Origin of the sequence: Azorhizobium sp. AG788, from assembly GCF_004364705.1 — a bacterium.
Lineage (GTDB): Bacteria > Pseudomonadota > Alphaproteobacteria > Rhizobiales > Xanthobacteraceae > Azorhizobium > Azorhizobium caulinodans.
On the sequence record NZ_SOBM01000002.1, the window covers coordinates 468,673 to 483,796 of the forward strand.

General features: G+C 69.3%; 13 protein-coding genes. 7 read left to right on the forward strand and 6 right to left on the reverse strand.

Going from position 1 to position 15,124, the window contains the following annotated elements:
* Both DFO45_RS06245 and rsmD read left to right on the forward strand, forming a co-directional pair.
* Positions 1-2,187, forward strand: a complete 2,187-nt coding sequence (locus tag DFO45_RS06245) for a pseudouridine synthase (protein WP_245517964.1) — start codon at positions 1-3, stop codon at positions 2,185-2,187.
* 3 nt (positions 2,188-2,190) lie between these two features.
* Positions 2,191-2,754 (forward strand): 16S rRNA (guanine(966)-N(2))-methyltransferase RsmD, encoded by a 564-nt coding sequence (gene rsmD / locus DFO45_RS06250; protein WP_133864201.1) that lies wholly within the window; start codon positions 2,191-2,193, stop codon positions 2,752-2,754.
* Between the two features lie 3 nt (positions 2,755-2,757).
* On the opposite strand, the gene DFO45_RS06255 is transcribed toward rsmD, so the two are convergent.
* The 4 genes from DFO45_RS06255 to efp all read right to left on the reverse strand — a co-directional run bounded on the left by DFO45_RS06255 (position 2,758) and on the right by efp (position 8,361).
* Complete coding sequence (locus DFO45_RS06255; RefSeq protein WP_245517965.1) at positions 2,758-5,082, reverse strand: mechanosensitive ion channel domain-containing protein; 2,325 nt, start codon at positions 5,080-5,082, stop codon at positions 2,758-2,760.
* Positions 5,083-5,200: 118 nt separating this feature from the next.
* The gene (gene mutL / locus DFO45_RS06260) at positions 5,201-7,078 is read right to left on the reverse strand and encodes a DNA mismatch repair endonuclease MutL (protein ID WP_133864203.1); all 1,878 of its coding nucleotides are present in this window, start codon (positions 7,076-7,078) and stop codon (positions 5,201-5,203) included.
* A 119-nt stretch (positions 7,079-7,197) separates the two neighbouring features.
* The gene (locus tag DFO45_RS06265; RefSeq protein WP_166657057.1) at positions 7,198-7,614 is read right to left on the reverse strand and encodes a response regulator; all 417 of its coding nucleotides are present in this window, start codon (positions 7,612-7,614) and stop codon (positions 7,198-7,200) included.
* A 177-nt stretch (positions 7,615-7,791) separates the two neighbouring features.
* Positions 7,792-8,361 carry an elongation factor P gene (efp, locus tag DFO45_RS06270; RefSeq protein ID WP_012170921.1) on the reverse strand — a complete coding sequence of 190 codons (570 nt, stop codon included), beginning with the start codon at positions 8,359-8,361 and terminating at the stop codon, positions 7,792-7,794.
* Between the two features lie 119 nt (positions 8,362-8,480).
* Here efp and epmA point away from each other — a divergent pair, with 119 nt between their 5' ends.
* Both epmA and DFO45_RS06280 read left to right on the forward strand, forming a co-directional pair.
* A complete protein-coding gene (gene epmA / locus DFO45_RS06275; RefSeq protein ID WP_133864205.1) occupies positions 8,481-9,530 on the forward strand; it encodes an EF-P lysine aminoacylase EpmA in 1,050 nt (349 codons plus the stop codon).
* A gap of 90 nt (positions 9,531-9,620) precedes the next feature.
* Complete coding sequence (locus tag DFO45_RS06280; RefSeq protein WP_052285918.1) at positions 9,621-10,097, forward strand: DoxX family protein; 477 nt, start codon at positions 9,621-9,623, stop codon at positions 10,095-10,097.
* A gap of 91 nt (positions 10,098-10,188) precedes the next feature.
* Here DFO45_RS06280 and DFO45_RS06285 read toward each other — a convergent pair whose 3' ends face one another.
* Positions 10,189-10,896, reverse strand: a complete 708-nt coding sequence (locus tag DFO45_RS06285) for a ribonuclease HII (RefSeq protein WP_245517966.1) — start codon at positions 10,894-10,896, stop codon at positions 10,189-10,191.
* Positions 10,897-11,091: 195 nt separating this feature from the next.
* Between DFO45_RS06285 and DFO45_RS06290 the strand changes: the two genes are divergently transcribed.
* On the forward strand, positions 11,092-11,952 hold the full coding sequence (locus tag DFO45_RS06290; RefSeq protein ID WP_133864207.1) for a neutral zinc metallopeptidase: 861 nt from the start codon (positions 11,092-11,094) through the stop codon (positions 11,950-11,952).
* A complete protein-coding gene (gene moaB / locus DFO45_RS06295) occupies positions 11,952-12,515 on the forward strand; it encodes a molybdenum cofactor biosynthesis protein B (protein ID WP_133864208.1) in 564 nt (187 codons plus the stop codon). Before DFO45_RS06290 ends, moaB begins: the two co-directional genes overlap by 1 nt.
* A 3-nt stretch (positions 12,516-12,518) precedes the next feature.
* Here moaB and DFO45_RS06300 read toward each other — a convergent pair whose 3' ends face one another.
* Positions 12,519-13,298, reverse strand: coding sequence for an HXXEE domain-containing protein (locus DFO45_RS06300; protein ID WP_133864209.1), 780 nt, complete (start codon positions 13,296-13,298; stop codon positions 12,519-12,521).
* Positions 13,299-13,447: 149 nt separating this feature from the next.
* Here DFO45_RS06300 and DFO45_RS06305 point away from each other — a divergent pair, with 149 nt between their 5' ends.
* Positions 13,448-15,097 (forward strand): acyl-CoA dehydrogenase family protein, encoded by a 1,650-nt coding sequence (locus DFO45_RS06305; protein WP_133864210.1) that lies wholly within the window; start codon positions 13,448-13,450, stop codon positions 15,095-15,097.
* The last annotated feature ends 27 nt before the right edge of the window (positions 15,098-15,124 follow it).

Here is a 15,124-nt window from a genome sequence, read left to right on the forward strand (position 1 = left end):
ATGCCCCGCGATCTCGTCTCGCCGCACGGTTCGTGCTATCGCCCCTCCATGCCTCGAACATCGCCCCCCCGCAAGGACAAGAACCGCGTTCCCCGCGCCAAGCGCGAGCTGCCCGCCGCTGCGCCCAAGGAAGCCGAACGCATCGCCAAGGTCATCGCCCGCGCCGGTCTCGGCTCGCGTCGCGAGATTGAAGAGTGGATCACCGCCGGCCGCGTGTCGGTGAATGGCGAGGTGCTGGCCTCCCCGGCCTTCACCGTGACCGCCGAAGATGAGATTCGCGTGGATGGCGAGCCGCTGCCCGAGCGCGAGCGCACGCGGCTGTTCCTCTATCACAAGCCCATCGGCGTCGTGACGACCAACCGCGACCCGGAAGGCCGCACGACACTGTTCGAGCTTCTGCCCTCGCACCTGCCGCGCCTTGTCTCGGTGGGCCGGCTCGACATCAATTCCGAAGGCCTGCTGCTGCTGACCAATGACGGGGGCCTCGCCCGCGTTCTGGAACTGCCGGAGACCGGCTGGCTGCGCCGCTACCGCGTGCGCGCCAAGGGCACGGTGGATCAGGCGCAGCTCGACGCCCTCATCAAGGGCATCGTGGTGGAGGGCGTAGAGTACGGCCCCATCGAGGCGGTGCTGGACCGGGTGCAGGGCGCGAACGTGTGGATCACGGTGGCGCTGCGCGAAGGCAAGAATCGCGAAGTGCGCAACGTGCTCGGCGCGCTCGGCCTTCAGGTGAACCGCCTCATCCGCATCTCCTACGGTCCCTTCCAGCTGGGCGAGATCGCCGAAGGCGGCGTGGAAGAGGTGCGCACCCGCATCCTGCGCGACCAGATCGGCAACGACATCGCCGCCGCTGCGGGCGCCGACTTCAACGGTCCGCTTGTCGAGCGCGAGCCCGAGGAGGAGGCCCCGCGTCGCCCCCTCGGCCTCGACAAGCGCAAGCTGCCGCGTGCTGCCGAGACGGCGGACGCCAAGGCCGCGGTCTCCAAGCCCGCCCGCCGCGAGCGCCGCAGCGCCGAGCCGGAGATCGATCCCGAGCGTCCGCCGCGCGTGCCGCTGCGCAAGCGCATGCAGGACGAGGAACGCAAGGTGGTGAAGGTGGGCACGGTGGCTGACCGCAAGGGCCGCGCCGTGAAGGTCGAGCGCAAGCTCGCGCCGGTCGCGGAAGAGGCCGTTGAGCGCCGCCCCCGCCGCAAGGCCGACGACGGTCGCGCCTTCGACGCGCCGCGCGGCCGCAGCCGCCGGCCGGACTTCGAGGCCGAGGCGGAGGCCCCGCGCGGCCGCCGGCCCGCCGGCGAACGCCCGACCCGCTCGCGCCGGACGGAAGAGGCCGAATCCATCGGCTTCGCCCAGGCGGCGGAAGGGCCGCGCGCCCGGCGCGCGCCGCGCGGCGAGAGCTTCGCCGACCGCAAGCCGTCCGACCGGAAAGGCGGCGAGCGCAAGGGCGCTGACCGCCGGAGCGAGCGTCCCGAGGGCCGCGAGAAGGACGTCTATCCCTTCCGCGACCGGATCGAGCGCAGCTCCTGGCGTGCCGACGATGCCGGCCCGAAGCGCCGCTCGCGCGACGAGGGCGCCGAGCGCCCCGCTCGTGGCGGCTTCGACAAGCCACGCCGCGACCGCGACGACGCCCGCCCCTTCGGCGGTGACAAGCGCCGGAGCGACAGGCCCTTCGGCAAGCCGGAAGGTGGCCGGGGCCGTCGCGAACAGCCGGCCGAGGACGTCGGCTTCAGCGGTAGCTTCGAGGGGCGTCCGCCCCGTGGTCGGGGCGGCTTCGCCAAGGACGGCGGGAGCGAGCGTCCTGCCCGCTCCGGGTTCGACAAGCCCCGTGGCGAGCGTCGCACCGACAAGCCGTTCGGCCGTCCGGAAGGCGGTCGCACCCGCCGCGAGCAGCCGGCCGGAGAAGGTGGCTTCGAGGGGCGTGCGCCCCGCGGACGTGGTGGCTTCGCCAAGGAGGGCGGGAGCGAGCGTCCGGCCCGCTCCAGCTTCGACAAGCCGCGCGGCGAGCGCAGCTTCGGCAAAAGCGAAGGCCGTCCGCCTCGCGAAGACCGTGCCCCCGGCGGCAAGCCCGCAGGCAAGCGGCCGGGCTTCGGGGCCGGTCCCCGCACCGGCGCGCCCAAGGGGCGGCCGGGTGGTGGCAAGGGTGGCCCGGCGCGCGGCGGCAAGCCGCAAGGTCCGCGTTCGCGCGGCTGATCCATGCGGATCGTCGGCGGCAAGCATCGCGGGCGCCCTCTTCAGGCGCCCGCTTCCAAGGCGACGCGGCCGACCACGGACCGGCTGCGCGAGAGCCTCTTCAACATGCTCGCCCATGCCTATGGCGATGCGGCGGACGGCGCGCGGGTGCTGGACCTGTTCGCCGGCACGGGCGCGCTCGGCATCGAAGCGCTGTCGCGCGGCGCGGTGTTCGCGCTGTTCGTGGAGGAGGCGGCGGAGGCCCGCGCCCTCATCCGAGCGAATGTGGACGCACTGGGGCTGGCGGGCTCCACCAAGATCTTCCGCCGCGATGCGACCGCACTGGGCGGGATGGGGCCGGGCGGGCCTTATGATCTCGTCTTCTGCGATCCGCCCTATGGCAAGGGGCTGGCGGAAGCCGCCCTCGCCTCCGCCCGCGACGGCGGCTGGCTGGCGCCCAATGCGCTGCTCATCATCGAGGAGCAGGCGGGCGCCTTCACGGTGCCGGACGGCTTCGAGGAGATCGAGCGCCGGCGCTATGACGACAGCGAACTGACCTTCCTCCAGCCGGTCGGTGCCGCGCCCTAAGCCTCACACCCGCTCGGGATGGCGCTCCACGGTGGGCAGGATCTCCTGTGCCTCATCATCCCGGCGCTCCCGCGCGCCGGGATGCTCCTCGATATGCGGACCCGGCCGGCGGGCGGCGCGGGCGGCCTCCGCCACCCGGCGCCGATCCTCCTGCACCTGAAGGGCATTGGCATCGGTGAGGATGTGCAACGGCGGCGCATTGCCGGCCTTGTCGGTGCCGAAGAAGAGCCGGCGCTGCGGCAGCGGGATCTCGATGCCCCGCGCATCGAAGGCCGCCTTGATGCGCCGGTAGAATTCGCGCTTCACGTTCCACTGGCCGAGCGGGCGCGTCTTGAAGCGGCCGCGCAGCCAGACGGCGGATTCCTGAAGACCCTCCACGCCCACCACCTCGAACGGCTCGATGATGGTCTCGGCCAGCGGCCCGGCGCGGCGCATGTCCTCCGCCACCTCGGCCATGGTCTTCAGCGCCTCGTCGATATTCTCCCGGTAGGAGACCATCACGTCCACGACCGCATAAGCGAAGCCCTTGGACATGTTCTTGATGGTCTGGACCTCGCTGAAGGGGATGGAATGCACGTTGCCGTCGAAATCGCGCATGTGCACGGTGCGGATGGTGATCTTTTCCACGAGACCCGAATGGGCCCCCACCTCCACCACATCGCCCACCGACAGCGTGTCCTCCATGAGGATGAAGATGCCGGTGATCACATCCTTCACCAGCGTCTGCGCGCCGAAGCCGATGGCGAGGCCGAAAACCCCGGCGCCAGCCAGAAGCGGGGCGATGTTGACGCCGATTTCCGAGAGCAGGATCAGCCCCACCAGCGTCAGAAGCACCACACGAAAGCCATTCTGGAGGAAGGGCAACAATGTCTTTAGCCGGCTTGACGACGGATGCCGGCGGATCAGCCGCTCGGCAAAGGCCGTGCCCACCTCCCAGGCGATGAGCGCCGAGAGCGCCACGACGCCAATGGAGATGCAGCGGCTGAGCAGGCGCTGGCCGTTGTCGGAGGCGAGCCACGCGAAGGGACTTCCGCCCCAGATTTCCAGAAGCACCAGCAGCGTCAGTACCGCCAGCAGGCCCTGGAACACCTGCCGCAGGATGGGCAGATAGCGGTTCGCCCGCGCCTCCAGCAGCGGATATTGCCGCCGCACCTCGGGGCTGAGGTGGAAGATCATGCCGAAGCCGCGCTGGAGGAGGCGCGCGGCGAAGCGCGCCGCGACGATGGCGAGCACCGACAGAGCGGTCGCTTGCGCGAGAAAGGCAAAGCCGTCCCGCACATCCAGCACCCAGACGAAATAGCCGGCCACCACATAGGCGATGGCGAGCAGATGCCAGAAATCCGCCACCTGACTGCGCAGGCGTGTGAGGGAGTTGCCGGCTTTACCCGAGGCCCGCAGCCACGCCGCCACGGAGGCGCGGATCTGGAGCAGGAAGACGATGGCCATGCCGGCCACCAGCAGCCCGAGCCCATCGAGGAGGAAGGCATAGGCGCTGGTGGAGAGGCCGAGGATCCAGGCCGCCCGCAGCAGGAAATAGCCATAGACGACGGTGTTGGCGAAGCGCCGGACCCACAGGAGGCCATAGGCCGCGCTCTCATCGTCCAGCGGCGGCAGGCGCAGGCGCCGGCTCTCGGGCGAGAGCACCGCATGGCCGAGCGCGATGATCGCCCGCGCCATCACGCTGGCATTGACCAGCGTAACCACGGCGAGGCGCACCACGAAGCTCATCTCCACCGCGCCCAGCACCGCGAAAGCGGCGGCGGCAAAAGCGATGATGGGCAAGGCGAGCAGCACCGCCCGCACCAGAATGAGGAAGAGGCGGATGACGAGATGATCGCCCGCCCGCCGCTCGATGGCCCGGCGCGGGCGCGCGAGCAGCACGGACGCCAGCCACTCGGCGGCAAAGGCGGCCGCCAGCGCGAGCACCACGGTGCCGGCCGCCCACGCGATACGCCGCAATGCCGCCGGATCGCGCAGCGCTTCCACCGCCTCGGACATCTGGGCCGGCAAGTTCTCCATCTCGCCCACCACGGTCAGCACGCCGCTGGAGAAATCGGAGAGGGAACGGGTGGTGCCGGCCACCCAGTCATCGGCGGCCGGCGTGCCGGTCGTGGCGTCGCGAGCCTCGAGCAAAGCGCGCAGCCGGGCGGTGAAATCGGCCCGCGCCTTGTCGTCGGAGAGCGTCTCGAGGAGCGCCTTGAGGCTGTCCTCGCTCTTGGGCGCGGCGGTGGCTGGAGACGTAACGGAACCCGCAGGCGCGGCCGGGGTCTGGGCGAAACTGGTGGAGCTGAACAGGAGGCAAAGCGCCAGGCACAAGGACCGGATCATGGCGCATCGCTGCATCAAGCCATCCCTCTTTGCTGCGGGCAGGGGCGCCCCGCGGCAAGGGGCACCTCTCCTGCAACGGTCGGGCGGCGGGATCGTTCCGCAGCGCAGCGACGGCGTCTCAGCGGCGGGCGAACAGTTTTTCCACGTCCTTCAGGGACAAAGTGATGAACGTCGGCCGGCCGTGATTGCACTCGCCGGCGTTCGGCGTCTCCTCCATCTCCCGCAGGAGGGCGTTCATCTCCTCCACCCTAAGGCGCCGGCCGGCCCGCACGGAGCCGTGACAGGCCATGGTGGCGGCCACGTGCAGCAGGCGCCGCTCCAGCGGGAGCGCGTCATCCCATTCGGCGGAATGCTCGGCGACATCGCGCACGAGCTTGGTCACGTCGGCCTTGGCGAGCAGCGCCGGCACCTCGCGCACCAGAACCGCGCCGATGCCGAAGGGTTCGATGACGAGCCCGAGCGCCGCGAGATCCACCGCCCGCTCCGCCAGCCGGTCCGCCTCGGCCGGGTCGAGATCCACCACCGCCGGCACAAGCAGCCCTTGCCGCGCCACGCCATCCCGCTCCAGCGCGGCCTTCAGCTTCTCATAGACGAGGCGCTCATGGGCGGCGTGCTGGTCCACCAGCACCATGCCCTCGCGGGTTTGCGCGACGATGTAGGTCTCGTGCAGTTGCGCCCGCGCCGCGCCCAGCGGCCGGTCGAGATCGCCCGTCTCGGGCACGGCCGCATCGGCCCGGGCGTCGGCGGCGGGCATCCCGATGTCGAAGGAGGCCTGCACCGCTTCGGCGAAGCTTTCCAGCTCGGCCTCGAGCGCCCCGTCCGGCTCCGCCACGCTCAGCGGGCGCGCGGGGGAGGCGCGCCAATCGTAGCCCCCGGCCGGCATGGGCTCGGCCCGATAGGGCCGGAAAGCCGGGATGGCGGCGGCGGGGCGCGCTGGCTCCAGTTCCGGCGTGCGGGCGAGTTCCACCAGCCGGTCGGCGATGGTGCCGGCGGTGCTCGGCACGCGGGCGGCGAGCGCATCGGTCAGCGTGCGCACCAGAAGGGCGCGCACGTTCCCCCCGTCGCGAAAGCGCACCTCGGTCTTGGCAGGATGCACGTTCACGTCCACCTCGCGCGGATCGAGGCTGAGGAAGAGGGCGAGCACCGGATAGCGGTCGGAAGGCAGCAGGTCGGAATAGGCGGCTCGAAGCGCGCCCATCAGCAGCTTGTCCCGTACCGGCCGGCCGTTCACGAACAGGAATTGGGAGAGCGAATTGGCCTTGGAATAGGTGGGCAGGCCCGCGAGCCCCACCAGCCGCACCCCGCCCCGCTCGCCCACCACCGGAATGAGGTTGCGCCCCGCCTCCGCGCCGAGGACATCGGCGACACGGGCCGCGCGGCCGGCCTCGTCCATGGACCGCGCCACCCAGGTGAGGGGCTGGCGGTCATCGGTCATCAGCGTGAAGGCGACATCGGGCCGGGCCAACGCGAGGCGGCGCACCACATCAGCGGCGGCAGCGGCTTCGGCCCGGTCGGATTTCAGGAATTTCAGGCGCGCCGGCGTCGCAAAGAAAAGGTCGCGCACCTCCACCCGCGTGCCGCCATTGAGCGCCGCCGGACGGGGCGCGGTGACGATCCCGCCTTCCACGCGAATCTCGAAGGCATGGGGCGCGGCCTTCGGGCGGCTGGCGATGGAGAGGCGCGCCACGGCGCCGATGGAGGGCAACGCCTCACCCCGGAAGCCGAGCGTCGAAATGGCGAGAAGGTCTTCGGTGGGGAGCTTGGAGGTGGCGTGACGCTCGACGGCGAGGGACAGCTCGTCCGCACTCATGCCGGAGCCATTGTCGGAGATGCGGATCATCTCCCGTCCGCCACCGACCACCAGCACCTCGATCTCGGTGGCGCCGGCATCGATCGCGTTCTCGACCAGTTCCTTCACGGCCGCCGCAGGACGCTCGACCACTTCGCCCGCGGCGATGCGATCAATGAGAACGGGCGGAAGGCGTCGAATGGTCATGAGGATGATTCGGCCGATGACTGGGAACGGCCCGATCCTAGAGCAGCGGGCCCCTCCTCCCTAATCGAGGGCCGGGAGGCTGCTGCGTCATCCACGCAAACCGGCGTGGTGGCGCAAAATCAGAAGGACATGGACTGGTCGTTGTCCGAATGCCGGTCCGGCCCCTCATCATCGTCGCCGTCGAAAATCTCGCGCAGCGCCGCCGCCATGCTGGCGATGGTATAGGGCTTCGGCACGCGCACGGCGTCCGCAAAGCGATCGGGCACGCGCGAGACGCCGATGTAATCACTGCAGAAGATGAGCGGGATGCCGCGGTCGCTGAGGATCTCGGCGGCGGGAAACACCACCTCCCCCTTGAGGTTGATGTCGAGGATGGCGGCATCGAGCGGCTCGCGCTCGGCCGCCTGAACGGCCATGGCGAGGGTGGTGGCGGGTCCGACCGTCTCGTAGCCGAGGACGCGCAGATTGTCCTGCAGGCCCAGCGCCACGAGGAACTCGTCCTCGACCACCAATATCCGCTTTCCCGAAACACTCATCACAGAACCACCTTCTTCCCCCGCTGGTGTTGCAACGGGGAAAGACGAGACGCGGTTCCATTTGCCGCTTTGCATGGAACGCGGGAGGGTCATACCGCCAAGTTGCAGCACGCGTCCCGCGCTCGCGTCAGCAACAGCCGAGCAGCGCCGGAGCCGATGGTCCGGCGCACCTTCGGATCAGTCCTTGGCACGCTCCACATAGGAGGCGTCGGCGGTCATGATCACCACCCGGGTGCCGGCCGCAATGTGCGGGGGCACCATCGTGCGCACGCCGTTCGACAGCATGGCCGGCTTGTAGGACGAGGAGGCCGTCTGACCCTTCACGGTGGGCTCGGTGTCCACGATCTCAAGCACCACGCGCTGGGGCAGCTCGATGGCGATGGCATTGCCATTGTGGGTAGAGATCATGCATTCCATGCTTTCCTGGAGATACACGGACTGATCGCCCACCACGTCCTTGGGAACGGTGATCTGCTCGTAATTCTCCGGATTCATGAAGGTGTAGCCGTCGCTATCCTCATAGAGATAGGTATAGGGGCGGTCTTCCACGTAGGCGCGCTCCACCTGCTCGGTGGTGCGGTAGCGCTCGGAGATCTTCACCCCGTCGGAAATGCGGCGCATGTCCATCTGGGTCACCGGGGTGCCCTTGCCGGGATGGATGTTCTCGGCACTGAGAACCACGTAGAGCTTGTCATCGATCTCGACGACATTGCCCTTGCGCAGAGAGCTGGCGATGACCTTGACCACGTTTTTTCTTCCTCAGACAGATGTCGGCGACATGCCGCAGTGTTTCAGCCGGGCGCACCATAACGATCTTCGCGATTTGCGCCAGTCCTGCCCGGCAAACCTGCCGCCGGGCCGTTGACATGACCCGCCCCAGCCCCTGGTGGCACCCGAGCGTCCATGAGGACCGCCGCCCCTTTCTCCTCGCCCGCGCCCGCATCGCCGCAGCCATCCGCGCCGATTTCGCCGCCCGCGACTTTCTGGAAGTGGAAACGCCGGTGCTTCAGGTGTCGCCGGGGAACGAGGCGCACCTGCACGCCTTCGCCACGCTCTGGCGGCGGCCGGAGGGTGGCACCCTGCCCTATTATCTGCGCACCTCGCCGGAGTTTGCCGCCAAGAAGCTGCTGGCGGCCGGCGAGCCCCGCATCTTCGAATTCGCCCGTGTCTTCCGCGACCGCGAGCGCGGCACGACCCACCATCCCGAGTTCACCATGCTGGAATGGTATCGGACCCGCGAACCCTACGAGACCCTGATGGAGGACTGTGTCCGCCTGCTGCGCCTTGCTTCCAACGCGGGCGGCATCTCCGGTTTTTCGTTCCGGGGGCGGACCTGCGATCCCTTTGCCGAGGCCGAGCGGCTGACGCTCGTCGCGGCGTTCGAGCGGCATGCGGGCATCGATCTGTCCCGATTTCTCGCACCGCCGGGGGAAGAGCCGGAGGCCGCTCCCTTTGCCGAGGCGGTGGCGGCGGCGGGCATCCGCACCGCGCCGGACGACACCTGGGCGGACCTCTTCTCCCGTGTTCTCGTGGAGAAGGTGGAGCCGCATCTGGGCGACGGAACCCCGACCCTGCTCTGCGAATATCCCACCAGCGAGGCGGCCCTTGCCCGTCCCACCGTGGCCGACCCGCGCGTCGCGGAACGTTTCGAGCTCTATGCCTGCGGAGTCGAACTCGCCAATGCCTTCGGAGAACTGACGGACCCGGTGGAGCAGCGGCGGCGCTTCGAGATCGAGATGGAGGAGAAGGCCCGCCTCTATGGCGAGCGCTATCCCATCGACGAGGGGTTTCTGGAGGCGCTGGAGCATATGCCCGAGGCGAGCGGCTGCGCGCTCGGCTTCGACCGCCTTGCCATGCTGGCGAGCGGTGCCCGGCGCCTCGACGACGTGCTGTGGGCGCCAGTCGAGATTTCGTGATCCACGTTTTCGCCACATTTTGCGTTGCGTCAATCACAGACTGTTCTGCCCCGCTCAAGATCAGCCTCACTGATTAAGTGGAGAACAGTCATGTCGATCGGAATTTCTCACGGCAAGGCGATCCCCGAAGGCAACGGCTCGCTGCTGCGCAAGCTGATCGGCCCGGTGACGTTGCCCAACCGCTTCGCGCTCACGGACGGCATGAATGTGGTGCGCATCATGGCCGGCCTCTGGTACGCGCCTCACGTCTATCAGAAGCTGAGCGGCATCGAGGCCTCGCTGGGCTTCTTCACCAAGGCCGGCTTGGTCCCGGCGCCCTTCTTCCTTGGTCTGTCGATCCTGTTCGAGAGCCTCTGCTTTCTCGGTTTCACCTTCGGCCTCTTCACCCGCTGGATCGGCCTGATCTCCTTCGGCTGCATGGTCGTCGCGGCCTATGCCATCATCCAGACCAAGGGTGTCAACTGGTACTGGGCCAAGGGCGGCATCGAATATCTCGCCTTCTGGGGCATCACTTCGCTGGCCATCGCCATCGATGCCTGGCGCAAGGAGCAGGCGCTGAAGGCCTGAGCTTGTCGCGAAACGCAGAGCCCCTCCGGCCATGGGTCGGAGGGGCTTTTTGCTGTCCGCGCGCTGGCGCCGAAGGCCGCGATGTTGCGTGTCACACGAGCGCGTCGACCAGCGGCTCGGCTTCGATCTCCAGCATTTCCGTCTCGAAGAGCACAAGCTGCTGCGCCCGCACCGGTGCGAAAGACGTGCGGTGGTGCCGGCAGGGGCCGAGCCGGCGTAGCGCCGCCCCGTGCTCGGCGGTGCCGTAGCCCATGTGACGCTCGAATCCATAACCCGGAAAGGCCGCACCGAGCCCCACCATGAGGCGGTCCCGCGTCACCTTGGCGACGATCGAGGCGGCCGCGATCGAGGCGATCAGCCCGTCGCCGCCGATGACCATCTCCACCTCGCATTCGAGCGGAGGCCGGTCGTTGCCGTCCACGAAGACGAGGCGCGGGTCGGCAGGAAGGCCCTTCACCGCATTGGCCAGCGCCCAGAGCGTCGCCTGCCGGATGTTGTCGCGATCGATGCGGCTCGGCGGCGCCATCACCACCGAAACCTCGGCAGTGGCGCAAATCTCGTCGAACAGCGCCTCACGCCGGGTGGCGGTGAGCTTCTTCGAATCGTCGAGGCCGGCCGGAATGCGCTTGGGATCGAGAATGACGGCGGCCGCGACCACCGGACCGGCGAGTGGACCCCGTCCCGCCTCGTCCGCGCCGGCGACCGGTGCCATCCCTGACCTCAGGACCGCCCGCTCCCGCTTGAAGCTGAGGCCGGCCAGTGTCTTCACGGCCGTGGCCGAGCGCGCCATGCGATTCATCCCCGTTCCAGAACGTCGGGGAAAATGCACGGGGCCGTGGGCACTTGGCAACTTCGGGGGAGTGCTGAGCACAGACGGTCGCAGGCCGGTGCTTGACGGCCAAGGTCGCGGGGGCCACTCATCCGTGCGTTTGCCTGATGAACCCGTGGGGCTGGCCGGAGGTTGACCTCGGCCGCTGCACGCCGGGAGATCAAGATGCGTCTGGACGACTTCAAACCCAGCTCCAATGTCGAGGACCGCCGGGGGATGAATTTCCCCGGAGGCGGCGGCGGGCTGGGGATCGGCACCGTCATCGTGGTGGGCCTCTTGGGCTGGGCGCTCGGCATCAATCCGATGACGCTGCTCGGCGGACTGGAGGCCCTTCAGGGCTCCGGCCAGCAGCAGACGACGCAGGGCCGGAAGGGGCCGCCGGACGATCAGGTGGCGCAATTCGCGGCCAAGGTACTGGCCACCACCGAGCAGGTGTGGACCGACCAGTTCCGCCAGCAGGGCCGCACCTACACCAAGCCGACCATGGTGCTGTTCTCGGGCCGCGTGCAGTCCGCCTGCGGCGACGCCTCGGCAGCGGTCGGGCCCTTCTATTGCCCCGTGGACCAGAAGATCTATCTCGATCTCGACTTCTTCAAGGAGTTGGCCACGCGCTTCGGCGCGCCGGGCGACTTCGCCTCGGCCTATGTGATTGCCCATGAGGTGGGCCACCATGTGCAGAACCTCATCGGCATCCTGCCCAAGCTCCAGCAGGCTCAGCGCAATGCCGCGACCCAGCGGGAGGCCAACGGCATCTCCGTGCGCTCCGAACTCATGGCCGACTGCCTCGCCGGCGTCTGGGCCAATCACGCCAATACGGATTACCGCGTGCTGGAGCCCGGCGACGTGGACGAAGGCATGAAGGCGGCCGCCGCCGTGGGCGATGACCGGCTCCAGCGGCAGGCCACCGGCACGGTGGTGCGCGACAACTTCACCCACGGCTCCTCCCAGCAGCGCGTCACCTGGTTCATGCGCGGGCTGAAGACCGGCAACATGAACCAGTGCAACACCTTGCAGGGAACGCCCTGATGCCCGGCATCGACGAGAGCCGCCCGTTCGTGGCGCTGAACATCGCCGTCCTGACCATTTCCGATACGCGGGTGATGGAGGATGACCGCTCCGGCAGCCTGCTGGTGGAGCGCCTCACCCTCGCCGGCCACAGGCTGGCGGACCGGCGCATTGTTACCGACGACGTGGAGGAGATCCGTGGCGCGGTCAGCGCCTGGATCGCCGATCCGACGGTGGATGTGGTCATCACCACCGGCGGCACCGGCTTCACCGGCCGCGACGTCACGCCGGAGGCCCTGGAGCCGCTGTTTGAAAAGCGGATGGAGGGCTTCTCCACCGTCTTCCACATGATCTCCTTCCCGAAGATCGGCACCTCGACGCTCCAGAGCCGGGCGACGGCCGGGGTCGCGAACGCCACTTATATCTTCTGCCTGCCCGGCTCGCCGGGGGCATGCCGGGACGGCTGGGACGAGATCCTCGCCAACCAGCTCGACGTGCGCTTCCGCCCCTGCAATTTCGTGGAAATCCTGCCCCGCCTCGACGAGCATCTGAAGCGCGCCAAGGCGAAGGGCGCCACCGTCTGAGCCCTATTCCACCTCGGCGCGCTGCGGCTTCGGCCGGGGCGCGCTGCGGCGGCGCGGCTGCTGCGGAACAGGCGGCGGTGGGGGCGGCGCCATCAGGCGGCGCATGCCGAGATACATGAGTGCCGCCGGCACCAGCCCGTTCAGCACCTGCAGGCCGTTGAGCGGCCAGAGCGGAAGATAGCCGCGCAGAAAGGCCATCAGCGATCCCATCAGCACCGCATGGACCGCGATTCCGCCGGCCAGCGTCAGGCCAAGCGCTCGCAGCGGCGCGCCGAGGCGCGCGCGTGCGACCCACAGCGTCCAGATGTTAAGCGGCACGAAGAGGACGCAGGCGGTCAGGAGGCCGGGGTTGTAGCGCCATTCCACAACCGCCGACCCGATGTGGGTCAGCGCATTGACGAGCGGGATGGCGAAGAAGCTGAGACCTATGGGTGGCATGCGCCGCACCAAGAGCACCGAGACGAGACCGGCAATCCAGACCGTGCCCACATTGACCGCCGTGATGAAGGACAAGGGCACCGGACAGGCGATCGGGTCCCGATAGCTCAGGATGCGGCAGAGATCGGTGCGGAAGGCATAGGGCTGGCCGAGGAGATCGACCCCATGCGCCTCGAACTGGTGCAGCAGGTACGCGGCAAAGGCGAGCCAGACCAGCCATTGCAGGTCAAACCAGCGGGAGGCACGGCGATCCGCCTGCAGGCCATCCGTGGCGAACAGGACCACAAGCAGAGCGACGGCGGCGCCGAGGCCGATCCAGGGCCAGATGATCGCGAACACGGGCATGGCGGCAGCCTAAGGGAGAGTCGCGGAGCCGCAAAGGGCGCGACCGACGACGCGGACCGCTGTGCCCAGTTTGCCTGAGGCGCGTGTCGGGCGCACTCTGGAGCCAGTCGCGGCCCGCAAAGAGGCCGCCCAGCCCCGGGAGGGTGCCCATGCCAGTTTCCTTGCGCGAGGCCACGCGTCCGCCCGTGGCCGGACTGGAGGCGGAGGGTTTCAACCAGCCGCCGCCCTTCACGGATGTGGACCTTCTCGCCTGTGACGCCGCTCTGCGCGATGCGCTCGGGGCGCATGGTCCCGTGCCCGCCCATCTGCGCTCCGCGGGTGCCGAGTGGGGCAGCCGGGAACGCATGTGTCTCGGCCGGCAGGCCAACGAAAACCCGCCCCGTCTCCACTCCCATGATGCGCGGGGGCAGCGGCTCGATACGGTGGAATTCCACCCCGCCTACCACGCCTTGATGGCGGCGAGCAGCGCCGGCGGCCTGCACTGCGCCACCTGGCAGGGGGAGCGGCACCTCCACCGGGCGGCCCGGCTTTATCTCACGGCGCAGGTGGAGGCGGGGCACATCTGCCCGCTTACCATGACCCACGCCGCCCCCGCCGCCCTCGCCGCAGCCCCGGAGCTTCAGGCCGAATGGCTGGGGCGCCTCACCTCCCGCCTCTATGACGGCCGCTTCCTGCCCTTCTGGGAAAAGACCGCTGTCACCCTCGGCATGGGGATGACCGAGAAGCAGGGCGGCACGGACGTGCGCGCCAACATCACCCGCGCGACCCGCACCGGCGGCAGCGAATATGAGATCAGCGGGCACAAATGGTTCTTTTCCGCGCCCATGTGCGATGCCTTCCTCGTGCTCGCCCAGGCGCCGGAAGGGCTGACCACCTTCCTCATGCCCCGCTTCCGGCCCGACGGCAGCGTGAACGGCCTCCGGCTCCAGCGGCTCAAGGACAAGCTCGGCAACCGCTCCAATGCCTCCTCCGAGGTGGAGTTCGACCGAGCCTTCGCCTGGCGCGTCGGTACCGAGGGGCGTGGCGTCGCCACCATCCTTGAGATGGTCCAGCTGACTCGCCTCGACTGCGCCGTCTCCTCTGCCGGTCTCATGCGCCGCGCGCTGTCTGAGGCCCTCCACAATGCCCGGCACCGCAGCGTGTTTGGCCGGCGGCTGGTGGTGCAGCCGGCCATGCGTCTTGTGCTCGCCGACCTCGCGCTGGAGGCGGAAGCGGCGACGGCGCTCGCGATGCGCCTCGCCGCCAGCTTCGACGCGGCGGCCGGATCGCCGCAGGAGGCCGCCCGCGCCCGGCTGCTGACGCCAGCGGTGAAATTCGCCGTCTGCAAGGCGGCCCCCGACTTCATCTATGAAGCCATGGAGGCGGTGGGCGGCAATGGCTATGTGGAAGACAGTCCCCTGCCCCGCCTGTTCCGGGAGGCGCCGGTGAATGCCATATGGGAAGGCACCGGAACGGTGGTGGCGCTCGATCTGCTGCGCGCTGCCGGCCGCGATCCCGAGGCCGTGGTGCTGCTGCTCGACGACCTCGGTCGCGAGGCCGGCGGCCTGCCCGGCGTGACGGCGACCATCCGGCAGGTATCCGGCCTGCTGCGCGACCCGGAGCCCGACCGCCACGCACGCCTTGCGGCCCAGCGCCTTGCGATTCTCGCCGGCACCGCCGCCCTCGCCCGACAGGCCCCGGCTGCGGTAGCCGAGGCCTTCGCGCGCACCCGCCTTGCGGCCGGCGCGGGTCTCATCGGCACCAACGCGGTCGAAGGCGCTGCGGACCTGCTTCTGGAGCGGGCGCTGGACGGAGCCTGAACGGCGCGCTTTACCGCCCTCCGCAGG